General features: G+C 35.6%; 22 protein-coding genes. 6 read left to right on the top strand and 16 right to left on the bottom strand.

Going from position 1 to position 23,025, the window contains the following annotated elements:
* Positions 1–114: 114 nt before the first annotated feature.
* The 3 genes from KI369_RS01160 to KI369_RS01170 all read left to right on the top strand — a co-directional run bounded on the left by KI369_RS01160 (position 115) and on the right by KI369_RS01170 (position 2,274).
* Positions 115–1,245, top strand: a complete 1,131-nt coding sequence (locus KI369_RS01160; protein ID WP_212954810.1) for an amidohydrolase — start codon at positions 115–117, stop codon at positions 1,243–1,245.
* A gap of 241 nt (positions 1,246–1,486) precedes the next feature.
* Positions 1,487–2,044: a GNAT family N-acetyltransferase gene (locus KI369_RS01165; protein WP_098664416.1), complete on the top strand. Its 558-nt coding sequence runs from the start codon at positions 1,487–1,489 to the stop codon at positions 2,042–2,044.
* A 110-nt stretch (positions 2,045–2,154) separates the two neighbouring features.
* Positions 2,155–2,274, top strand: a complete 120-nt coding sequence (locus tag KI369_RS01170; protein ID WP_144615626.1) for a YfhE family protein — start codon at positions 2,155–2,157, stop codon at positions 2,272–2,274.
* Between the two features lie 370 nt (positions 2,275–2,644).
* On the opposite strand, the gene KI369_RS01175 is transcribed toward KI369_RS01170, so the two are convergent.
* The 12 genes from KI369_RS01175 to KI369_RS29725 form a co-directional block, all read right to left on the bottom strand.
* Positions 2,645–3,811, bottom strand: coding sequence for a diglucosyl diacylglycerol synthase (locus tag KI369_RS01175; protein ID WP_212954811.1), 1,167 nt, complete (start codon positions 3,809–3,811; stop codon positions 2,645–2,647).
* A 412-nt stretch (positions 3,812–4,223) separates the two neighbouring features.
* A complete protein-coding gene (pflA, locus tag KI369_RS01180; protein ID WP_144615622.1) occupies positions 4,224–4,955 on the bottom strand; it encodes a pyruvate formate-lyase-activating protein in 732 nt (243 codons plus the stop codon).
* 69 nt (positions 4,956–5,024) lie between these two features.
* The gene (gene pflB, locus KI369_RS01185) at positions 5,025–7,274 is read right to left on the bottom strand and encodes a formate C-acetyltransferase (RefSeq protein ID WP_000195477.1); all 2,250 of its coding nucleotides are present in this window, start codon (positions 7,272–7,274) and stop codon (positions 5,025–5,027) included.
* A 338-nt stretch (positions 7,275–7,612) separates the two neighbouring features.
* Positions 7,613–9,160, bottom strand: coding sequence for a glycosyltransferase family 2 protein (locus tag KI369_RS01190; protein WP_212954812.1), 1,548 nt, complete (start codon positions 9,158–9,160; stop codon positions 7,613–7,615).
* Positions 9,153–10,118, bottom strand: a complete 966-nt coding sequence (locus tag KI369_RS01195; RefSeq protein WP_212954813.1) for a UDP-N-acetyl-alpha-D-glucosaminuronate decarboxylase — start codon at positions 10,116–10,118, stop codon at positions 9,153–9,155. The genes KI369_RS01190 and KI369_RS01195 overlap by 8 nt, the downstream gene beginning before the upstream one ends.
* Positions 10,115–11,359, bottom strand: a complete 1,245-nt coding sequence (locus KI369_RS01200; protein WP_212954814.1) for a nucleotide sugar dehydrogenase — start codon at positions 11,357–11,359, stop codon at positions 10,115–10,117. Before KI369_RS01200 ends, KI369_RS01195 begins: the two co-directional genes overlap by 4 nt.
* Entirely contained in the window at positions 11,349–12,929 is a 1,581-nt protein-coding gene (locus tag KI369_RS01205) for a glycosyltransferase family 2 protein (protein WP_212954821.1), read from the bottom strand. Before KI369_RS01205 ends, KI369_RS01200 begins: the two co-directional genes overlap by 11 nt.
* A complete protein-coding gene (locus KI369_RS01210) occupies positions 12,910–13,104 on the bottom strand; it encodes an LSm family protein (protein ID WP_002166988.1) in 195 nt (64 codons plus the stop codon). Before KI369_RS01210 ends, KI369_RS01205 begins: the two co-directional genes overlap by 20 nt.
* Before the next feature lie 16 nt (positions 13,105–13,120).
* The gene (locus KI369_RS01215) at positions 13,121–13,522 is read right to left on the bottom strand and encodes an LSm family protein (RefSeq protein WP_212954815.1); all 402 of its coding nucleotides are present in this window, start codon (positions 13,520–13,522) and stop codon (positions 13,121–13,123) included.
* A 309-nt stretch (positions 13,523–13,831) separates the two neighbouring features.
* Complete coding sequence (locus KI369_RS01220) at positions 13,832–15,073, bottom strand: serine hydrolase domain-containing protein (RefSeq protein WP_212954816.1); 1,242 nt, start codon at positions 15,071–15,073, stop codon at positions 13,832–13,834.
* A 254-nt stretch (positions 15,074–15,327) separates the two neighbouring features.
* Complete coding sequence (gene nagE / locus KI369_RS01225) at positions 15,328–16,821, bottom strand: N-acetylglucosamine-specific PTS transporter subunit IIBC (RefSeq protein WP_212954817.1); 1,494 nt, start codon at positions 16,819–16,821, stop codon at positions 15,328–15,330.
* A gap of 141 nt (positions 16,822–16,962) precedes the next feature.
* Positions 16,963–17,076, bottom strand: coding sequence for a transcriptional regulator (locus KI369_RS29725; RefSeq protein ID WP_306467514.1), 114 nt, complete (start codon positions 17,074–17,076; stop codon positions 16,963–16,965).
* 69 nt (positions 17,077–17,145) lie between these two features.
* On the opposite strand from KI369_RS29725, the gene glsA reads away from it, so the two are divergent.
* On the top strand, positions 17,146–18,075 hold the full coding sequence (glsA, locus tag KI369_RS01230) for a glutaminase A (RefSeq protein WP_001149853.1): 930 nt from the start codon (positions 17,146–17,148) through the stop codon (positions 18,073–18,075).
* A gap of 175 nt (positions 18,076–18,250) precedes the next feature.
* Complete coding sequence (locus tag KI369_RS01235) at positions 18,251–18,592, top strand: DUF3969 family protein (protein WP_000766603.1); 342 nt, start codon at positions 18,251–18,253, stop codon at positions 18,590–18,592.
* A 22-nt stretch (positions 18,593–18,614) separates the two neighbouring features.
* On the opposite strand, the gene KI369_RS01240 is transcribed toward KI369_RS01235, so the two are convergent.
* Both KI369_RS01240 and ytaF read right to left on the bottom strand, forming a co-directional pair.
* Positions 18,615–18,773, bottom strand: a complete 159-nt coding sequence (locus KI369_RS01240; protein ID WP_000532409.1) for a hypothetical protein — start codon at positions 18,771–18,773, stop codon at positions 18,615–18,617.
* A 114-nt stretch (positions 18,774–18,887) separates the two neighbouring features.
* The gene (ytaF, locus tag KI369_RS01245) at positions 18,888–19,499 is read right to left on the bottom strand and encodes a sporulation membrane protein YtaF (protein WP_212954818.1); all 612 of its coding nucleotides are present in this window, start codon (positions 19,497–19,499) and stop codon (positions 18,888–18,890) included.
* A 129-nt stretch (positions 19,500–19,628) separates the two neighbouring features.
* Here ytaF and KI369_RS01250 point away from each other — a divergent pair, with 129 nt between their 5' ends.
* Positions 19,629–20,282, top strand: a complete 654-nt coding sequence (locus KI369_RS01250; RefSeq protein ID WP_001123717.1) for a helix-turn-helix domain-containing protein — start codon at positions 19,629–19,631, stop codon at positions 20,280–20,282.
* A 99-nt stretch (positions 20,283–20,381) separates the two neighbouring features.
* On the opposite strand, the gene KI369_RS01255 is transcribed toward KI369_RS01250, so the two are convergent.
* Positions 20,382–21,656, bottom strand: coding sequence for an acetylornithine deacetylase (locus KI369_RS01255; protein ID WP_212954819.1), 1,275 nt, complete (start codon positions 21,654–21,656; stop codon positions 20,382–20,384).
* Positions 21,657–21,763: 107 nt separating this feature from the next.
* Positions 21,764–23,025 (bottom strand): amino acid permease (locus tag KI369_RS01260; RefSeq protein WP_212954820.1); only part of this gene is annotated, 1,262 nt, incomplete at its 5' end.

The following is a 23,025-nucleotide window of genomic DNA, read 5'->3' on the forward strand; positions in this document are numbered from 1 at the left end:
GCCCCTTTCAAAACTTTCATTTTCTAGAATCCGGAGCATTATTACACAAATAATCTTTCAGTTACTTTCCCTTAAATTCCATTAACATTGTAAAGTAACAGAAATGAGGTACCTATGAAAATATTGCTCAAACAAGCCATTGTCTATCCTATTACATCCCAAAAATTTCAAGGGGATGTACTCGTTATAGGAGAAAGAATTGCCGAGGTCAAGCCTTCCATTCAACCTACCCAAGATATGACTGTTATAGACGCTCGTGCTCTTCATCTTTTACCTGGATTTATCGATGTCCATACTCATCTTGGTCTCTATGATGAAGGGACTGGTTGGGCTGGCAATGATGCAAATGAAACATCTGAAGTTTCAACACCACATATCCGTTCTTTGGACGGAATCCATCCTTTTGATATTGCATTTCAAGATGCTGTACAAAATGGAATCACAACTGTTCACGTTATGCCAGGAAGTCAAAACATTATCGGTGGTACGACTTGTGTAATAAAAACAGCTGGAACTTGTATTGATCATATGATTATTCAAGAACCTGCCGGCTTAAAGATTGCCTTTGGAGAAAACCCTAAAAAGGTCCATAGTAATGGAACAAAAGAATCCATAACACGTATGGGAATTATGGGGTTACTTCGAGAATCATTCTATGAAGCACAGCACTACGGGCATGAAGCTGATTTTCGAATGCTTCCTATCTTAAAAGCATTACGCCGAGAAATACCCGTACGTATCCACGCTCACCGAGCAGATGATATTAGTTCTGCTCTACGCTTTGCAACAGAATTCAATCTTGATTTACGCATTGAACATTGTACAGAAGGACACTTTATTGTTGATGAGCTTTCGAAACACAATTTGAAGGTTTCAGTTGGCCCCACTCTTACACGCCGTTCTAAAATCGAACTAAAAAACAAAACATGGGATACTTACCATATATTATCGAAAAATGGAGTGGAAGTTTCTATAACAACAGATCACCCTTATACACCCATCCAATATTTAAATGTTTGTGCTGCTGTCGCAGTAAGAGAAGGATTAGACGAAAAAACTGCCCTAGAAGGAATCACTATATTTCCAGCACGAAATTTACGTTTAGAGGATAGAATTGGAAGTATTGAAGTTGGAAAAGACGCTGATCTCGTGTTATGGACTCATCATCCTTTCCATTATTTAGCCAAGCCTGTACTAACCATGATTGATGGAAAAATAATTTACAAAAAAAATAAAAAAAACTAGTTTATTTTTTTGACTAGATAAAGTATTATACGATTATAAACTGAATGAAACCATAATCAATTTGTGTCGTGATTATCATTTTCAAATTGATGAATGGGGAAGGCAAATGGTGCGCCACCAGCGTTAGAAACTGGTTCTAGTGGGTTCGATTCCCACCCCGAAATTTTTTAAAGATTGATATAAAAATTTCGAGGGTGGGGTGTTTTTTCGTCATGCTACCCTCGTGTGAGGAGGAGTTAGTATGTTGAAAAAACGCGACTTACACGACAGCCACGTTCTATACGAGTTAATGGTGGATCCAGCTGTCTTCCCTTTTGTGCGTCAAAAGGCTTATTCTTATGAGGAATATTTATTTTTAACGAAACAAACGATTGAAGCTGAAGAGCGTGGGGAATTAATTTCACGTACAATTTTAGATGAATGGGGTAACCCTATCGGAACAATTACTTTATTTGATGTGCAAGAAAAAGCCGGATTTCTCGGAACATGGCTTGGGAAACCTTATCATGGAAAAGGCTATAATAAATTGGCGAAAGATTCATTTTTTAGCGAACTTTTCTATGAATTAGATATCGAAACAATCTTTATGCGTATTCGTAAAATAAATATTCGTTCTATTAAAGCTGCCGAAAAACTACAATATGTTAATCTAGCAAACGAAACACGAAAAGCCGTTTATGATGAAATTAACGCAAATGAAGAAGTATATAACTTATATGAAATTCCAAAAGATCAATATACACTTGCTACAATGCGAGATACAACATTCCAAGATACTCACCAATTAAAAGAAGCATAATCTAAATTTTTAGAAAAAACAATTAATCATTAACATTTTGCCATATGCGTATATCACCCCATGTCTTTGGAAACGATAGATAGTGACTTTAGGACACGAGGTGATTTGTAATGGATAAAAAGAAACGTGACAAAGTAAAAAACACATTATCTGGTACACAAGAAGTTCTCTACCAACGAGAATTTCGCAAAGCAGATCGCGCAGCGGGTTATCGCTCGAAAAGTATTTAAAGTGAGAATGAATAATTAGAAGTTTTCCCCCCTAATTATTCATTCTCATTACATATTTTTTCTACGTGATAGAATAGACAAAAAGGTTCCTTATAAATAAGGAACCTTTTTTGTGTGGATAACGTTATCCACACAATTTATAGAATTGTGAATAAATTCAACAAATCCTTCACACGTTTATATGTTGTAACGCATAGTAAATGTTAGAATTGTGGATATTTTTCTAAAAATTGTGGACAATGTGGATATAGTTGTTAATATTTCGACTTCACTGTTTAATGAAAGCGCAATCTTCATGTGGATAAGTTACTACTTTATTTTATAAAAACAATAAAGAACCCTCTTTAAACATATAAAAGAGGGTTTCATACTACGTAAATAGTTGTGCAAGAGCAGGTGATTTAATAGGTATATGATTTGGTTCTACATGATTTTCTGCCAAAATTGTATCCACAATATGACCAGCTGGCTCCGGACGATAAATGCTTCTCATCGCTTCTTTCATTTGAAGAAGCTTCATATCATCTTGTAATAACGCCTCTGTCTTTGCAAAAACCTCACTATCATCACGAATGACAACTGCAGCTCCTTTTCTTTCAAAGTACATCGCATTTTCATTTTCTTGTCCTGGAACAGGCTTATATAAAATGACAGGTACTTGCAATGCTGCCGCTTCACTTAACGTAATACCGCCTGGCTTCGTAATCATACAAGAAGTAACACGGAATAATTCATCAATATTTTCAACATAACCAAATACTTTTAATGCATCAGGATTTTTTTCCTGTAACCCTAATAAATCCTGTTTTAACGCTTCATTTTTCCCACAAACGACAACTACTTGTAGATCAGATACCGACATAAATGATTGGCATAGTTCTTTTACACTTCCTAATACCCCATGAGCACCTGCTACAATTAGTAAAATCTTTTTATTCTTACATAACTGATATTTATTATATATAATGTCTGGATTGATCTTTAGCTCAAAACTACTACGAATCGGAATTCCAGTTTCAACAATTTGCTCCGCAGGCACACCGATATCAACCATAACTTTTTTCACGTGATCAGTTGCTACAAAATAACGATCTACTTCCCGATGAATCCATATTTTGTGCACACAAAAATCCGTTAATACGTTATACACAGGAATTGAAATACCTGTTTGCTTTTTTAACTCTGGTACAGCTATGATCGGAAATGTATTAATAACAATATCCGGTTTCTCTGCTTGTAAAAGTAATTTCAAACGTTTTCTTCCAAAGTTTGCATACCAAGATGCTATTTTTTTATCATAAATTTTTTCTACGCCGTAATAAAACAAGCGGTATAATTCTTTTCCTATTGTATAACTTTTTAAATATAAATATTTTGTAATATCGGTTATAACTGGATGTGACTCTCCGAACAAATCGCATACAATTACATCTTCAATTCCTTTTTGGCGAAATGTTTGTTCTAATGTTTTCGCTACTTGCACATGCCCATTACCGTAATGTGCAGTTAATATTAAAACCTTGGGGTTTTTTATCAAACAAATCCACTCCTAGCTTATTGTTTCTCCATATTGCATATACGACAATAGGAAAAACATTTTCCTTAAAAATTACATAAACAGATTCTAATACTTCTCTTTCAGCTATGTACCTGTCGTGGATATGCAAAGCATATAAGATTGACCCCTTAATCCTATCTGTGCTCATATCTTTACATTATACTTTCCTATAAGAGCTTTCGCAATAACTTACAAATGTTCTCTATTCCATGATACTCACTCTTTTACTTCTTAATTCTTTTTACTATTTTGATTTCCCTTTACAATTATGTAAATTTCTCCACTTATCCCTTACAAAAATATGGATATTCTATTTTCAGTATACTCTTTTCAATATATATACTCTAGGTTTTATTGTAAAGAAAGCAAAAAGCCTAACCCAATATTTGGATTAGACTGCATGTAAAATATGTCTTGCTTGTTCTACATTTTTTTCAGTAGGTGGTTCTACATTTGCAAGTGGATACTTATGTCCAAGTGCCTCCCATTTATATACACCAAGCTTATGGTATGGTAGCACTTCGACTTTCTGAACATTAGACAGACTTTGAATAAAGCTAGATAATTTTTGTAGATCCTCTTCATTATCCGTAATACCAGGAACTAATACGTGTCGTACCCAAATTGGTTTATTTTTATCCGATAAATAACGAGCAAATTGTAAAATATGTTCATTTGGTTTTCCTGTTAATTTACGATGTTTCTTTGAATCAATATGTTTTAAATCCAATAAAACTAAATCTGTGTAATCCATTAAAATGTCTAGCTTGTTTTGGAATTCTGGTTCTTCCGAATAACAACCACCGGAAGAATCAATTGTTGTATGAATTCCAGCTTCCTTACATTTCTTAAATAATTCAATTAAGAAATCTAGCTGTAATAATGGTTCCCCACCACTAACTGTTATACCGCCTCCGGAAGCTTCAATAAAAGGAAGGTAGCATGTCACATCCTGCATTACTTCTTCGACTGTTATTTCTTTTCCTTTACCGATCTCCCACGTATCAGCATTATGACAATATTGACAACGTAATAAACACCCTTGTGTAAATATGACATAACGAATTCCTGGGCCATCAACAGTACCACAAGACTCTACAGAATGAATTCTTCCTTTTACCATGTTACTTCCTCCTTTATTGAAACAGCCTCCCTCTGCTATTTATAAAATGCAGAGGGACACTTTTTTCACTTACATGCTTTCATGCATTGTACGGTTAATTACATCAATTTGTTGTTCACGAGTTAATTTAATAAAGTTTACAGCGTAACCAGATACGCGAATTGTTAATTGTGGATATTTCTCAGGATGTTCCATTGCATCCATTAATGTTTCACGGTTAAATACGTTAATATTTAAGTGATGTCCTTCTTTTACTGCATAACCATCAAGCATTGATACTAAGTTACGTACTTGTACATCATCTTCTTTACCAAGTGCTTTTGGAATAATAGAGAATGTATTAGAAATACCATCTTGTGCATCTTCATATGGTAATTTAGCTACAGATAATAATGAAGCTAATGCACCTTTTGTATCACGTCCATGCATTGGGTTCGCACCAGGTGCGAATGGCTCTCCAGTACGGCGACCATCTGGAGTGTTACCAGTTTTCTTACCGTATACAACGTTAGATGTGATTGTTAAGATTGACATTGTATGAACAGAATTTCTATATGTTTTATGTTTACGAAGTTTATTCATAAATGTTTTCACAAGATTTACAGCGATTTCATCTACACGGTCATCATTGTTACCGTATTTAGGGAAATCTCCTTCGATTTCAAAGTCAACTGCAATCCCGTTTTCATCGCGAATTGGTTTTACTTTTGCGTGTTTAATTGCACTTAAAGAGTCTGCTACTACAGATAGACCCGCGATACCTGTTGCCATTGTACGAAGAACATTTGTATCATGAAGTGCCATTTCAATACGTTCGTAGCTATATTTATCGTGCATGTAGTGAATAACATTTAATGTGTTTAAATATAGACCCGCTAACCATTCCATTGTCATATCAAACTTATGCATAACTTCTTCATAATCTAATACTTCAGAAGTAATTGGTGCATACTCAGGACCAACTTGTGCTTTAGATTTTTCATCTTTACCGCCGTTAATCGCATATAGTAATGCTTTTGCTAAGTTTGCACGTGCGCCGAAGAACTGCATTTGTTTACCAATTCTCATTGCAGATACACAACAAGCAATTCCGTAGTCATCGCCGTAGTCAGCACGCATAATGTCATCATTTTCATATTGAATTGCTGATGTTTTAATAGACATTTTTGCACAGTAGTTTTTAAAGTTCTGTGGTAATTGTTTAGACCAAAGAACTGTTAAGTTTGGTTCTGGAGCTGGTCCTAAATTATCTAATGTATGCAAGAAACGGAATGAGTTCTTTGTTACTAATGGACGGCCATCTAATGCCATACCACCAATAGACTCAGTTACCCAAGTTGGGTCACCAGAGAATAATTCATTATAATCAGGTGTTCTTGCAAATTTCACAAGACGCAATTTCATAATGAAGTGATCCACAATTTCTTGTACTTCTTCTTCTGTTAAAGTACCATTTGCTAAATCTCTTTCAATATAAATATCTAAGAATGTAGAAGTACGTCCAAGACTCATTGCAGCTCCGTTTTGCTCTTTAATTGCTGCAAGATATGCGAAGTATAACCATTGGAATGCTTCTTGTGTATTTGTTGCTGGCTTAGAAATATCAAAGCCATGAGAAGCAGCCATTTGTTTTAACTCTTGAAGTGCACGCATTTGCTCAGATAACTCTTCGCGTAAACGCATTGTATCTTCGCTCATTACACCGCCAGTTAAATTTAAATCTGCTTTTTTCGCTTCAATTAAATGATCAATACCATATAACGCTACGCGTCGATAGTCACCGATAATACGTCCACGTCCGTATGCATCTGGAAGACCAGTAATTACACCTGATTTACGTGCATTTCTCATTTCTGGTGTATAAGCATCGAATACACCTTGGTTATGAGTTTTTCTCCAGTCTCTGAAAATACGACTAAGTTCTTTATCCATTTCGTATCCATAAGATTCACAAGCTTGTTCCGCCATACGAATACCACCATATGGTTGTAAAGAACGTTTAAATGGTTTTTCAGTTTGGAAACCGACTACTTTTTCAATATCTTTATTTAAATATCCTGGTTCATGTGATGTAATAGAAGAAACAATTTTTGTATCCATATCAAGAACGCCACCGTTTTCACGTTCTTTTGTTGTTAAATCCATTACTTGATCCCAAAGTTGTTTCGTTGCTTCAGTTGCTCCCGCTAAGAAAGATTCATCTCCTTCGAAAACGTTTACATTATTTAAAATGAAATCGCGAACATCAATCTCTGCTTTCCATTTTTCACCTTTAAAGTTTTCCCATGCGTTTTTAACATTTTCTAATACTTGAGTCATCCTAATCTCCTCCATTTTTGATTAGTACAGGACTAAGATTTTTTATATAACAGCTTACACACTTAGAATACTACTTTTTGGCGAAAGTGAACGAAATAGTTGTGACATGTTTGTGAAATGTTGAGCAAACTACTATATGTATAGTGTTAACTTCACTTAAAAGTCTTTATAATTAACCCTTCCCTTAATTGTATTTTTTTGGTATCCTTATATACGAGTCCTATTTTGTAATATAAGAACAATACCCATTGTAGAGCTGTAATACTCTTATCTCCTAATCTGTTATAGTTTTTATAACAGAACAAAAAGTGTACATATGTTGTACACTTTTTTTGTTACTACTCTAAAACATCTCTTTTTCTATTCCCACCATAGAATCCACCACGACTGCCTTCTAATGCAATTAATTGCTCTAATCCTTCTATATGATCACCTACAATTCGTAAAACAGCTGGAGGATGGCCTATTTTTGCAAAATGTTCACTAAGGCGAATACGGTTCATCTTATCGACCTCTACACGACTTACACATGCAATCTCGAATCCCGACAAAATCGCTTTCACTTGTGCTACACAAGGTGAGAGTAAAGATCTATAACCGATTTCTTTCAAGCACTTACGACTAAACGCATTCGGTACAGCAATAAGAGATCCTACTCCTAGATCTTTTCTATCACAAGCTAAATTTAATGCATATTTAAGTGCAGTTACAAGATGAAGTGGTACTCTTAAATCTAAATAATGATTTAGGTCATTTAATGCGACATCCATTCCATCTGCAATAGCTTTTGCGAAAGGATATAACTCCCTAGCCGGGATAACAAAGTCGCCGTCTATAAACAGCACAATATCCCCTTTTGCAAAGTAAGTTCCAAGTGAACGCCCTACATCGTTTCCAAGCACTTCTTTATATACAATTGTTGTTGCTCCCTTTTCTTTTGCAATCGTTGCTGTTTGATCAGACGAACCATTTACAACAACGATAATTTCAAAAGGTTCAATTTTTCGAAGTTCATCTATAACATTTCCAATTGTTTTTTCTTCATCTTGTACAGGAATAATGACCGATAATTGCTTTCCTTTATACAAATTAGATGTGACGCCCCATCCTTGATAAAGATCTTCGAAATCTAAAGTATGATAAACGCTATCTCTTTTCCTATCGCCATCATAATACCCTCCGCGCTCATCGCTACCTACTATTCGCTCCGCTACAGCTTCTATATGATCACCTATCATCCGTTTTTCAGATTGAGAAAGACCCGTGCCATATGCAGCATGCTCGGTCGGCCTAAATTTATTCGGCGTAATAACGTCAATTGCGCAATGACGACTAATTCTCCATTTGCTTTGTACTAGGCGTAAATGAGCGACAATAGGATTAACAAAACCTTCATATCCAATACTTTGAACAACTTCTTTCGTCAACGCATGAGGTACAAATAATAAAGAATCAACTTTTAACTCTTCACGCTCTAACATTGCATTTAATATTTGGCGCCATACTGCCACAGAATGTGGTTTTTGTTTCTTTAAAAATAACGCATCCAAATTATTTAAAACGATGTCGGCTTGATCATGTAAAATGGGATTCAGGAATAATTGTAATTTTGAAGTTTGAATAGCAAAATCTCCATCTATAAATAGTAATACGTCACCTATCGCGTGTTTTGCGCCAACTGCACGGCCCACATCATTCCCCAGTAGCTCTGTATACTTGATTACTTTACACCCTAAACGATTAGCAACCTCTTCTGTACCATCATGACAACCGTTTGCTACTACAATAATCTCTATTGGATTTAATCCTTTTACCGATTGAATAACGTCTGAAATCGTATCCGCTTCATTACATACAGGTATAATAATTGATAGCGACTTAGCCATTGTGTTCTTCACGAAACCATTTAATAGTTTCCTTCAATCCTTGTTCCCACGTTACTGCGGCTTGAAAATGCACAAGTTCTTTTAATTTCGTTACATCTGGTCTTCTATTTGGAATTTCTTCAAAGCCATGTGGGTATACCTCTTCGAAAGGAACTTGGATAATCTTTGAAGAAGATTTCGTTAACTTTTTAATTACTTCTGCTACTTCTTTTATACTCTGTTCGTTCTCAGAACCTATATTAATAATCTCACCATTTACCTTCTCATCCATTGCTCGAATCGTTGCCTCTACCGCATCACTTACATACGTAAAGCAACGTGTCTGCTTTCCATCTCCATATACGAGAATGTCTTCTCCTTGCAGGGCCGCACTGATAAATCGTGGGATTACCCCTGCATACGGACCATCTTTCGCTCTTGGACCATAAATATTAAAATAACGAACAATCGTTACGGGTAAACCTTCTAAAGCGTATCCTAAACATAATGTTTCTTCTAACGTTTTACACACTGCATAACTCCAGCGTATTTTAGAAGTTGCCCCGTATAATCGATCCCCCTCTTCAGAGAAGGGTGGCTTTGCCTTACCATATACTTCTGAGGTAGACGCAAAGACTACTTTCTTCTTTCCTTTTAGCGCTGCTTGTAAAATGTTTCTCGTTCCATCAAAATTCGTTTCAATAAGCTCTATACTCTTTTCCATTGTCGTTTTCACACCTAAAATTGCTGCTAAATGAAACACTACATCATGTTGATTTACCAATTCATAAATAGAATTTTTATCTAAAACGCTTATTGGAATAACCCGAATTTCTTTCATTAGCTCATCATGATATTTATTTTTTCCTTTATAAAAGTTATCCACAATCGTGACTTCATTTCCTCTTTTCACCAATTCTTCAGCTAGATGTGATCCAATGAATCCTGCTCCACCTGTAATTAAACATTTAGCACTCATACACTCACCTTCTTTATAATTCCACGTGTATCTATTACTCGCTTCATTCCTTTAAAAAGCTTCCAATCGATATTAGAGTGATCAGTTAAAATTAAAATACAACCCGCTTGTTTCATAGCTTGTTCATCCAAAGAAACAGATTGATACACTTTATCTCCAAATTTCGCAGAAGAAATATATGGATCGTGATATTCTATCTCATATCCTTCTTTTATTAACAATTCAATAATTGGCAACGCTGGTGATTCTCTCAAATCATTTACATCTTTCTTATACGCAATTCCTACAATTAAAACTGATGTAGGTGACTGCGCCATGCCTTTTACTTTCCGGACTATTTTCTCTGGCATTTCTTCATTAATCACATGTGCTGCTTCAATTAATTGACTGATTGTCCCATTCTTTTTTATTCTCCATTGGAAATATAAAGGATCTACCGGAATACAATGTCCTCCTATTCCTGGTCCTGGCCAATATGGGGTAAATCCAAACGGTTTTGTAGATGCAGCTTCAAGCGCCTCATAAAAATCAATTCCTAAACTTTCACATAATGTGTTTAACTCATTTACTAACGAAATATTGACTAGGCGTTGAATATTCTCAAATAACTTACACATTTCCGCTACTTTCGGAGAACTAACTGGAACAACTACATCAAAGATCGTGCTATACAACTCCTGTACTTTTTGTTTACACTTTTCTGTTTGTCCACTAATAACTTTTGGAATCGTTTGAACGGAGTAGTGACTATTTGCTGGATCAATTCTCTCAGGGGAATATCCGATATAGAAATCTTCTCCTACCTTTTGTCCTGCTTGAGAAATAATCGGAATAATAACTTCCTCGAGCGTACCTGGATATGTGGAGCTTTCGAAAATGAAGGTTTGTCCTTTTTGAAGATTTTGTTGTATATAATGCGAAGCTGAAATGAGGGCACTTAAGTCTGGTTCTCTTTTTTCATTAATTGGAGTTGGAACAGTGACAATAACATAATCACTATTTTGAAAATCAGCAATACCTTGATCCGGTGTATTTGCTATTAATTTTTTTTTAGTCAATAAAGTTTGTAACAATTTAGAAGAAACATCTGGAATATAACTTTCTCCTTTTATAATTGATTCTATTTTTCTAGTATCTTTATCTAATCCAATTACTGTATGCCCTCTCTCTGCAAAATGAACTGCCAAAGGAAGGCCAACATACCCTAATCCGATAATAGCAACTGTACTACTAGCACTCATCTGTATTCTCTTCTTCCTTTCTCAATTGTTGAATTATATTTCTATCCCGCTCTCCATCTGTAAAACTCCCGCGCTCGTCTGTGGATTGCAATAAATATGCAATTGCCTCAAGTTGATCACCAAAAATACGGTCAAATGCTGGAATACGCCCATTTACAAATCCATGTTGCTCTGGGCGTACTCGATTTGTTTTTATAACATCTACAAATTCTACCGCTGTAATAGAGAATCCCTCCAAAATGGCTTTCATTTGAGCTAACGGTGGAATGATAAGAGAATCATACCTTATTTTCTCTATTACCTTTTTATGCATAGCATGTGGTACTGCTGTTAATGAGTTATTCCATAAATCTGGTCGTTTTGCTACCAAATTCACAAAATATTTTCCCATACTAATTGGGTCTGCCGGATGAAACGTATCTAATAAACACTGTAAATCATTTAATGCCACATCATATCCATCTTCAATAGCGTGTAAAAATGGAATTAGTTTTTTTCCTGGAATAACAAAATCACCATCGACAAATAAACAAATGTCGGCCGTGGCATGCATAGCTCCTATCGCTCGGGCCACATTATGTCCGAGCGCTTCCTCGAATTCAATAACGATAACATTCTCGAGCTTCGCTTGTTTAATTGTCTCGATATCAGCTCCATTCGCAACCACTATAATTTCATCTACACCTGCTTTTTTCACTTCTTGTATAACAGATCTTATAGTCATTTTCTCTTCTGATACGGGGATAATGGCACTATATTTTGCTTTTTTCTTTTGTAATACAACTGGTTTATACTTTCCTATAAACTCTCTATCCCTATTTCCCTCCGAAAAACCACCACGCTTACCATATATTTCGATTACATATTGCAAAGCACGTAAATGATCTCCCATAATACGACTAGTCGCTTTCGGATAAGGAGAACCGGGTGATGTACCAGTATGAACAGGACGCACTTTATTTGTATGAATAACATCGACCGAAGCCATATCGACAATATCTACTCCTCTAGACATCGCCATCGCTTGAAACAGTGCTGGATCTGCTAAATTCCACCAGCCAAATTTCTGAATAACTTCCCTACTCATTGCGTGTGGAATTGCGATTAAAGATCCAACAACAAGCTCTTTTTTATTCAAATAGCGATTCAACATAAATTTTCCAACTGTCGTATAATGCGGTCTCACTTTTAAATAAACGGACCATGTTAAATTATTCACAACAATTTGGTGGCCTTGCCGGATTCCTTTTATGAAACGTTGCAACTCTTTATTATCAATAACGATGTCACCATCTAAAAATAAAACAATGTCACCCTTCGCTTCTCTTGCTCCAATCGCCCGTCCAACATCATTACCAAGAGAATATTGATAATAAATGACATGGCAATGATGTTGGAACGCTATTTCTTTTGTCCCATCTGTCGATCCATTATCTACTACGATAATTTCATATGGCTTCAGCTTCTCCACTTCTACTAAAACTTGTGATAAAGTACTCGCTTCATTATGCACTGGAATAACAACTGATACTCTCATACTTGTATCACTCTTACCCTTCCAAGCGAACATAAGAAATAATAGGAATACGTACAACTACATCTTCCGGTGGTCCATAAGAAGGAGAAGTACGAACGCTTACTGCCCCGTCTGTCACAGATAACAGAATACCTGCAACAATTTCGACAGCTGTCACAACTTGCACTAACTCACCAACATGGTTACGCAATTCATCAGTAAATAACATATATAAATCTCCTTTCTTACGCTTCTTTTATTGATATAATACTTGTAAATGGTAATAAAACTTCCGTTCCTATTCCTTCTTGTAGTGTTAAGAAATCATCACCAACTGCTACAATCACACCTGTTAACTGTCCAACCGTCACAGTAATTTCAACGTTTTTACCCAAATACTGCTCTGCAATTTCTTTAAACGGTGATGTATTACATTCTTTTAATATTTTACAAATAATAGATTGAAATTGACTTGATTCAATAAATTCTTCCGTAGCTTTCTTTGAATTTCTTTGAATAAACCTTGCAAAGTTTTGCGAAAATAAAAGTCGTTCCACAGCAGGTAATAATTTGTCATCTAAAAAATAGCCTAATTGTCTATTAAACAATCGGGATAATTTATGCCAATATTTCCTAAACAGACACATATGCTTCTCCTCCTATTATTTTTAATGTATACAAAATACATCCATACATCTTAATGTATACAAAGCAGACTTTTTTTGTGATAGGTAAGGCATACATTTTTCAAAGAAACAATCTTTTCTAATCACATAAAAAAGATAGATGGTATCCCATCTATCTTTATAAATATTTTAATTTTTAATTGTAACAATGGCAGCTACGCTATAATAAACCGCTGGTGGTAATTCTGCCTGTTCACTTATAGAAGCTGTAACAAGAGAACCACCGCTTGCGGAGAAATACTTAACAGCTTCTAACGGAATACCATCTTCTTACACTTCAATATTTCGCAACATCGTATAAATATCGTTGTTCACTTTACCAAACGATTTAATATTATTTTGAATGTTAGATAATAAAACGACATACACACTTCCGTTTTTACTAAATCCATTTAAGCAATTCCATCCTGGCATTACACCGTGATTCGAATAACTGCCCGGGTCTACATACCAACCAAATCCGTAATCCTTTTTCACGGCTGTAAACATTTGATCATAGCTCTCTTTTGAAATTAACTTTCCAGAGAAGAGTGCTTCATTAAATAAATATAAATCATGTGCACTTGTATATATATCACCACAACCATATAGTTGTGACATACTTGGAATATTAGGTGTTGTCATATTGTTATTTACTATTTTATAACCCGTGGATGGGAATCTTGTTTGTTCTAACTCTCTACCAAAACCAGAATGTTTCATACCAGCAGGTGCAAAAATATGCTGCTTAATATATTCTTCTAGCGGTTGGCCACTTACTTTCTCGGCAATGTAAGCAAGTATAGAGTAGTTCGAATCTGAATACTTCCATTTTTCTCCTGGACCTGCAACACGCTTTTGGTTTCCTATTCGTTTTATCAGTTCTTCATGAGAAATATCCTCTGTTCCCTGCTCATATTCTGGAATTCCTGATGTATGTGTTAATAAATGTTTTAACTGAATACCGTTACCTTGAGGGAAATCTGGAATATACTTTGCAATCGTATCCTCTACATTTAACTTATTTTGATCTTTTAATTGCATAATGGCAGTCGCTACAAACGCCTTTGAAATAGAACCAATATAAAAAGTTGTCTCTGAATTATTCGGTACTTGCTTCTCTTTGTTCGCCATACCGTATCCTTTATTCAAAAGAACTTTTCCGTTCTTCACAATAACAGCTGTCCCACTAAATCCTGCGTTTTGTAAATATTGATCTAATTGAGCGTTTTCATTAATTTCTTGAGGTGGTCCCTCAGCAGGCTGTTCTGCAGCTTGTGCTTGCTTCACTTGTTCTTCCTGCTCTTTTTGTTTTGGTGCTTCTTGTTTCTTTTTTTCTTCTTTCTTTTTTAGCTCTTCTTGTTTCTTCATTTCTGCCGCTGCTTTTAAAGTTTCTTGTTTCTTATTATGCGCAACAATTTTTGTATACATGAAATATACAAGTGAAAATAGTAAGACGAGAATGATTGTTCTTTTTATGTATACAATCGGCCGACGTGATTTCCCATTCGCATTATTTTTTTCGTGATCCATGATTGCTTTTTTCCCCTTATTCAACAATAATTTACTTCCTCTACTAAAGATTTATTTTAGTAGATTATGGATACTCCATCCTATGTCATCCCTACTTTATCACGCACTGCACATATTACCAACCTATATGCATAAAAAAGAAAAAGAAAATTTATAAAAGTAAGATTCCTGTTAAATTTTTAACATAAAAAAAGAGGATATCCTCTAAAGAACTGATTTCATCAATCTTTTTGGATATCCCCTTATCTAATTATTTATACGTGTTTTTTCATATCATCGGCAACAGATTCAACATTTGTACCTACGATAACTTGAACACTCGTGTTACTTAGTTTCATAACACCTTTTGCACCAGCACGTTTTAATGCTGCTTCGTTTACTTGACCAGCATCTTTCACTTGTAAGCGTAGACGTGTCGCACAGTTATCAATAACTGTTAAGTTTTCTTTTCCGCCTAAAGCTAATACGTAAGTTTCACCAATTGAACCTGCAACTGGAGCTTCTTCACCTTCAGCTAGTTCCTCTTCGTCTTCACGACCAGGAGTTTTTAGGTCGAACTTCTTAATTAAGAAGTAGAATACTACAAAGTAAATTGCTGCGTAAATTAAACCGATTCCTGCTAGTAACAATGGTTTTGTTGCAATACCGAAGTTTAAGAAGTAATCGATTGCCCCGGCACTAAATGAGAAACCATCGTGAATGCCAAGTGTTGTTGTAATGAATAGAGACAGACCTGTTAATACAGCATGAATACCATATAATACTGGTGATAAGAACATGAATGAGAATTCAATTGGTTCTGTAATACCAGTTAAGAATGAAGTTAATGCTAGACCACCTAACATACCTGTAACCATTTTACGTTTTTCTGGTTTAGCAGCCGCAATCATTGCGAAACATGCTGCTGGTAAACCGAACATCATAACTGGGAAGAAACCTGTCATGAACATACCTGCTGATGGATCTTTTGCAAAGAAGCGTGCAATATCACCATGAACGATATCCCCAGCTGCATTTGTAAAGTCACCAAGTACGAACCAGAAGTATGTGTTCATTACGTGGTGTAAACCGATTGGAATTAATAAACGGTTTAATAATCCGAATAAACCAGCACCGATTGAACCTAAGTTCACGATGCCATGTGCTACTGCATCAATACCACTTTGAATTGTTGGCCAAATTTGACCGAATACTAATCCTAAAAGAAGCATTACGATTGAAGTAATAATTGGTACAAAACGTTTTCCTGCAAAGAATCCTAACCATTCTGGTAGTTTAATCTTATGGAATTTGTTGTATAGTAAACCTGCAACAACCCCTGCAATAATACCACCGAGTATGGCCATATTAATTTTCGGCGTTAACGCCGCTGCTTTTGAAACTTTTGTCATTGTATCTGCTAATTTAGTTGGATCTACTGAACCGACTAAATCTTGAACACTTTTTAATTTATCATTTAACTCTGCTGCTGAATATGTCTTACTTAGAGCATTTGTTGTATTTTGTAAAACAAGATATCCAATTGCCCCGGCAAGTCCAGCTGCTCCACTACCATCAATAGACAAACCGATTGCAACACCAATTGCAAAAATAAGTGCTAAATTATCAAAAATTGCTGCACCGGCCTGTGCCATAACAGGAATGTTAAATACATCTTCTTGTCCTAAACGAAGCAATAATCCTGCTGCTGGTAGTACGGCGATTGGAAGCATTAACGCTTTACCAATACGTTGTAGAAACTGCAACATTTTAATTCCCCCTATCAAATTTATGAAATCGTTATCATTATAAGTACGCCTTAGAAAACGCTTTCTATTTACATAACCATAATAACATATAGTTGTATAGATGTGTAGTTTTTATTTTCGAATTTTTTATGGATAAATCTCCTATTTCCAAACTGTTATATAAAAGGAAAATTCTCCTTTTTTAATATAGAATACTCGAAACGAAATACCTACTATAGAACATGTAACTTTCGTTTTATCATTCCACTTTTTCATGTTATTATTTATTTCCGAGCATATCGGGAAAAGTAAACTTAGTTAATTCGAAATAGGAGCGTTGGTACTATGCAGTGCATTGAAACAAACAACTTACAACAGTTGTTAGAACAAGTAAAACCATATACGAAAAAAGGAAAGCTTGCTACTTATATCCCCGAACTAGGAAATGCTAATCCAGATGATTTAGGGATTGCCATTTTCCATAAAGAAACAGAATACATCCATGCTGGCAACTCACAAACACTATTTACTCTTCAAAGTATTTCAAAAGTAATTACACTTGCACTTGCACTTTTAGATCGTGGTGAAGAATATGTATTTTCTAAAGTTGGAATGGAACCGACTGGTGATCCATTTAATTCTATTATTAAGTTAGAAACGACAAGTCCTTCTAAACCACTTAACCCAATGATTAATGCGGGGGCACTAGCTATTACAAGTATGTTAGCAGGAAAAGATAATGAAGAAAAAATGGAGCGCATTCTTCATTTCGTACGTGAAATAACAGATAATCCTACTATTAATTATTCTTCTAAAGTTGCCAATTCAGAATTAGAGACAGCTTACTTAAACCGTTCACTTTGTTACTATATGAAACAAAACGGAATTATCGATTGTGATATCGAAGAGCTTATGGACTTATACACTCGTCAATGTGCAGTTGAGGTAAACTGTATTGATTTAGCACGTATCGGTTTAATTTTTGCGATGGATGGATATGATCCATATAAGAAAAAACAAATTATCCCTAAGCATATTACAAAGATTTGTAAAACATTTATGGTTACATGTGGTATGTATAACGAATCTGGTGAATTTGCGATTCGTGTTGGTATCCCAGCAAAAAGCGGTGTAGCTGGTGGCATTTTCGGCTGCGTAAAAGGAGAAATGGGAATTGGTATTTTCGGACCAGCTTTAGATGCAAACGGAAATAGTATCGCTGGTTTTAAAATTCTTGAACTTCTTTCTGCTCAAGAGGGTTGGAGCATTTTTTAATTCAGAGCTATCCTGCTATACTAGCAGGATTTTTTCATTTCATAAAACTCTTAACTTTATCAGCTATCCACGCCCTTACAAAAACCGTGATGAAAGTTTCTCTCTATCATGCATATTTGCTCCCCCCTCCTGAATAATATAGTACAACCTAGCGCTATATGTGGAGGTGTGAAAGATGAAACTAATATTTCAAATGGGAAAACAGCCTGTTCTTGAAAAAACAATTCTCCTTTTTATATTGAGCATTGTAGAAAGCTTGAAGTTAAAAGTTGTTTCACTCGATGAAGCTCACCGATACATATTCAATTTAGAAGTACTTGAACTGTTAATGGATCGGAACATCGATGATCAAGTACTTGAACTTATTCATTTCGGAATGGGACTTGAAGACATTCATCATGTGCTTCCTGAAGAACTTGAACATACGATTGAAGAATTAAAGTGGCTTTGTATCCAAGTATTAAGTGAGTACAGTATGCATGAAGAGTCAGAACAATTAATTGAAGATATACGGTAAAAAAGCACCTATGTAGGTGCTTTTAATGTTTTTTTAAACTATTTTTATACGCCTCAATATTTACTGGTAGTTCTTCCTCTTCCAAAGTATGTTCATTTACATCTTTATGAATGAACGCACCTTTAGGTGGTTGATGATCGTGCCCTTTTTTCTTATGATCAAATGCTTTTCCGCGTCCCATACAAATCCCCCTTTCTTAAAAGAAATCCGTATTAGTATGGAGAAAAGTACGTCGATATATGCAATCCCTTGCCATATTTCCAAGGAAATACTCGAACCTTGTTTTCTACTCTCCTTACAACAACTGATCGATCCCAATAAGAATTAATAGCAAGCCTGCAATCACAGTAGCCCATTTCCCTAAGTATGCTGCTAAAAATCGTTTTCCTACATACGCAAAACCACTAATACAAATAAAACTAAACACTCCAGAAATAGTTGCTGTAAGCCACAGATTCAAGTTTGTTACCCCAGCATCAAATCCACCCGCAATATTATTAATAGATAATGCGACTCCTAAAACAATTGCTTCTGAAAAACTAATTGTTTTGGAACCATCAAAATCTGCCTTTTCTGGATCACGTAAAATTCCCATAAGTACATTACTATCTTTAGAGCTTACGGTATCTCTCTGCCCTAAGAAAGGCTGGCACAAAATAAACACCCCGATTACCCCTAAAACGATTGCTCCAATTAGGTTTGCAGTAAACTCTGAAATAAATAACGCTATCCAGTTTCCAAAAAAGCCAGCTAATAAAGTAAATAAAAAACCAAAAAATGCGATGATAAAATTGTTAAGCCACGAAATTCGAATTTTACGAATACCATATGCAATCCCGACACCTGCATTATCTAAATTAGAAGCAATTCCGATTAAAAAAATTGAAAATAGACCTGCCGTACTCATAAACAGCCACCCCTTTTTCTCACTTTTCCATGCATCTTATGAAAATGTTGAGCAACTGTGCCTGTCTGTTTCATATACATGTAATAAATGCTCAACATTTTTTCAACAATAAAAAGGAGTGCCTTCTCTATGCCTAAAGAAAACCCAAATGAGCGGCTTAGTAGATTAATAAAAAAACTTTTAAAAGAACGTGCCTTATCTATGCGCCAACTCGGAATGCTTACAAATATTGATCCTGCAACAATCTCAAGAATTATGAATGGTAAACAACCGCCAAAACAAAAACACCTACAAAAATTCGCAGAATGTCTGCAAGTTCCACCCCAATTGTTATTTGATGAAATGTATCCGGATTCTCCTCACATTAATAAAGAAAAGACGGATATGTACACATCTCTTGATACAATTCAGCAAACTCTGCAATCCTCTAACTTATTCGATTTCGACTACACAACAACCCGCGTAAAACAAGAACTTGAAAACTATGAACGATATGCTCAAACAACAGAGGGTGAAAAGCGTATTCATGAAAGTTTTGCAAGCAAGTTAGAACAAATTGATAGTGCTGGTCCTTTCATTGAACAATTAACGGATATGTATCAACAATTTTGCAATGAAACGATTCCAAAAGAAGAGCGGGCAGTTCTTGGCGGCGCATTACTGTATTTCATTTTATCGACAGATATTATTCCCGACTATCTCTTTCCAATTGGCTATTTAGATGATGCAATTGCTGTTGAATTAGCGAAAGAGAAATTAATCGAACTAAAACGAAAGACATAGAAAAACAAAGAACTATTTCAGTTGTTTCTATCCAACTCTGAAATAGTTCACTAAAAAATCGTACAAGTATACATACCTGTACGATTTCAACATACTAATCTATTTTTTCGTATGACACCATTCATATATAAATGCTGTTATTACTTTTGTAAATTCAATTAACTGTTCTACTTCAACTTTCTCATTTATTGAATGAGCTTCTTCTAATGTACCAGGTCCGTAAATAACAGCTGGGATATGAAATTCACTAAACCAACCACCATCCGTTACCGTTGCAGACATATCTAAAATTACATGTTTAGATAGAATTGATTCGTGTACTGAGCTAAGAGTTTTTACTGCTGCATGTTCACTATCCACTTCCAAAGAAGGGAAAATTTCGCCACGATCCACAATCATTGATTCTCCGCCCCATTTAAATTGTGGTGGATTTTCACTTAACCATGGATCAGCAGCCGCTACTTTCCCAATATACTCTTCAATTTCTTTTATTATTTGTTCATGTGTTTCATTCGGATAGAAGTGCACTGTTATCCATAACCGGCACTCATCCGCAATAAACGCTGCATGCCGTCCGCCTTCAATAACGGCTGGGTTAATTGTTGTTGTTCCAGATGGATAGCCTTCATATGTTTTCATAACTGCCCAATGACGCTCTAATTCTTGTAAACTTTGCACAATTTTCATCATTTTTTCAATCGCACTCGCTCCGAATAAACGTCCTCCAGCATGAATCATTTGCCTGCGTGTTGCATCATGAAACGTTTGGGGGCTTTTCACAGTGACCCATCCAGTAATTACGCCGCCCTGTCCTTGCATATGTAAATCACTCGTATCCACTACGACTGCAAAATCAGCATCATAACCTCTTTTGCAACATTGAAGTGTACCAGCTTCTCCAACTTCTTCCCCAATTACGGATTGAAAGATTACATCTCCAGGTAATTCAATGCCAGCTTCTTGTAAAAGTTGAATAGCAAATAGCGCTCCAGCCAGTCCACCTTTCATATCTGCCGCACCACGCCCAACTAACCAACCATCTTTTATAAACGGCTCAAACGGATTAGTCTCCCACGCCTCATCTGCTGACACTTCAGCTACATCCATATGTCCGTTAATAATAAGACTTTTATATGTGTCACTTTCTATCCCTCTTTTCACCCCAACAACGTTCGGGTCATTCGGATATACATCCCATTTATCAACACTAAAATTTCGTTTTCTTAGAAAATCTGCAACAAATTGTTGCGCCTCATTTGTGTTTCTCGCCGGCGGTGCTGGTGTTTCAAAACGAATTAATGTTTTTGTAAGTTCTAGTAATTCCTCTTTCCTTAAATCTATTTGTTTTAACAGCTGTGAAACTTCTTGATTCATCGCTAATTCCCCTTTGCATACATAGTATGTTTCCAGCTTTATTTTCACAAAAAAAGAGACTGTTTACAATTTTACAGTCTCTTTTTTTGCATAAGTTTCTAATATATTTATAAACTTTTTGCTTCTGTTTTATTTACTTTTTCAACATGTTCTATCTTGCTTCCCTTATTTTTTGTCGCACGGTAAAACAGTAAACAAACAATCATAAATGGAATACCACAATACAATGCCATTCTTTGCTCTGGAATAAAGGCCATACCAACAATTACTGTCAAATTTAATACTAACGCAAGCAGTGGTACGAATGGATACAGCGGTGTTTTAAATTTCAAGTCCTTCACATCCCCGCCCTGCTTAACATATGTCCTTCTAGCTAATAAGTTAGATAGAGCAATAGATGCCCAAACTAATATCGCTCCGAATCCGGCAATAGAAAGTAGCCATAAATAAACTGTATCTTCCGCATAAATACCTGATAGTAATGAAAGACAACCTACAACCGTACTTACAATCAATGCATAAATAGGAACACCATTTTTAGATAACTTACCGAAAATTGGACTAATCATCCCTTGATTAGACATAGACCATAACATACGAGAAGTTGCATATAATCCTGAATTCGCAACGGATAGAACCGCTGTAATAATAACGAAATTGATAATATCGGCTGCATAAGGAATACCAATTTTATCAAATACAACTACGAATGGACTTTCTATCACTCCTGCTTGTTGCCATGGGAATAATCCTGCAAGAATGAAAATAGATAATACAAAGAACACAAGTATACGCCAAACTGTATTATTAATTGCCTTCGGGATTGTTTTTTCTGGATTTTCACTCTCTCCAGCTGCAATACCAACTAGTTCCGTTCCTTGGAAGGAAAAATTAACTGCAATCATCGTAATTAAAATAGCTGATAATCCATTTGGAAACAATCCACCATAATCAGTAAAGCTAGAGAACATTGGTGCTGGTTCGTTTCCTTTCATATCTAGAAAACCAAACATTGCTGCCCCGCCCAAAATAATAAATGCAATGATTGTAATTACCTTAATACTCGCAAACCAAAATTCAACTTCTGCAAAACTTCTTGAGGATAACGCATTGATAGCAAAGAGAAGCACCGCAAACACTACACACCAAATCCATGACGGGACATCAGGAAACCATCGTTTCATTAAAATACTAACTGCAATCAGTTCAATCCCTATCGTAGCAGACCAGTTTAGCCACGACATCCATCCGACTACATAACCCGCTGCAGGAGAAATGTGCTTTGTAGCATACGTTTGATAAGATCCTGCGTCAGGCATCGCAACAGCTAACTCTCCTAAACAGAGCATTGTTAAATACATAACAAATC

The sequence above is a fragment of the Bacillus sanguinis genome, from assembly GCF_018332475.1.
Lineage (GTDB): Bacteria > Bacillota > Bacilli > Bacillales > Bacillaceae_G > Bacillus_A > Bacillus_A sanguinis.

Bases quoted from the DNA above. Each gene is read 5' to 3' on its own strand.
- KI369_RS01160 (WP_212954810.1), top strand. From the start codon at position 115: ATGAAAATATTGCTCAAACAAGCCATTGTCTATCCTATTACATCCCAA.
- KI369_RS01165 (WP_098664416.1), top strand. From the start codon at position 1,487: ATGTTGAAAAAACGCGACTTACACGACAGCCACGTTCTATACGAGTTA.
- KI369_RS01170 (WP_144615626.1), top strand. From the start codon at position 2,155: ATGGATAAAAAGAAACGTGACAAAGTAAAAAACACATTATCTGGTACA.
- pflA (WP_144615622.1), bottom strand. From the start codon at position 4,955: ATGGTAAAAGGAAGAATTCATTCTGTAGAGTCTTGTGGTACTGTTGAT.
- pflB (WP_000195477.1), bottom strand. From the start codon at position 7,274: ATGACTCAAGTATTAGAAAATGTTAAAAACGCATGGGAAAACTTTAAA.
- KI369_RS01190 (WP_212954812.1), bottom strand. From the start codon at position 9,160: ATGGCTAAGTCGCTATCAATTATTATACCTGTATGTAATGAAGCGGAT.
- KI369_RS01195 (WP_212954813.1), bottom strand. From the start codon at position 10,118: ATGAGTGCTAAATGTTTAATTACAGGTGGAGCAGGATTCATTGGATCA.
- KI369_RS01200 (WP_212954814.1), bottom strand. From the start codon at position 11,359: ATGAGTGCTAGTAGTACAGTTGCTATTATCGGATTAGGGTATGTTGGC.
- KI369_RS01205 (WP_212954821.1), bottom strand. From the start codon at position 12,929: ATGTTCGCTTGGAAGGGTAAGAGTGATACAAGTATGAGAGTATCAGTT.
- KI369_RS01210 (WP_002166988.1), bottom strand. From the start codon at position 13,104: ATGTTATTTACTGATGAATTGCGTAACCATGTTGGTGAGTTAGTGCAA.
- KI369_RS01215 (WP_212954815.1), bottom strand. From the start codon at position 13,522: ATGTGTCTGTTTAGGAAATATTGGCATAAATTATCCCGATTGTTTAAT.
- KI369_RS01220 (WP_212954816.1), bottom strand. From the start codon at position 15,073: ATGGATCACGAAAAAAATAATGCGAATGGGAAATCACGTCGGCCGATT.
- nagE (WP_212954817.1), bottom strand. From the start codon at position 16,821: ATGTTGCAGTTTCTACAACGTATTGGTAAAGCGTTAATGCTTCCAATC.
- KI369_RS29725 (WP_306467514.1), bottom strand. From the start codon at position 17,076: ATGAAAAAGTGGAATGATAAAACGAAAGTTACATGTTCTATAGTAGGT.
- glsA (WP_001149853.1), top strand. From the start codon at position 17,146: ATGCAGTGCATTGAAACAAACAACTTACAACAGTTGTTAGAACAAGTA.
- KI369_RS01235 (WP_000766603.1), top strand. From the start codon at position 18,251: ATGAAACTAATATTTCAAATGGGAAAACAGCCTGTTCTTGAAAAAACA.
- KI369_RS01240 (WP_000532409.1), bottom strand. From the start codon at position 18,773: ATGGGACGCGGAAAAGCATTTGATCATAAGAAAAAAGGGCACGATCAT.
- ytaF (WP_212954818.1), bottom strand. From the start codon at position 19,499: ATGAGTACGGCAGGTCTATTTTCAATTTTTTTAATCGGAATTGCTTCT.
- KI369_RS01250 (WP_001123717.1), top strand. From the start codon at position 19,629: ATGCCTAAAGAAAACCCAAATGAGCGGCTTAGTAGATTAATAAAAAAA.
- KI369_RS01255 (WP_212954819.1), bottom strand. From the start codon at position 21,656: ATGAATCAAGAAGTTTCACAGCTGTTAAAACAAATAGATTTAAGGAAA.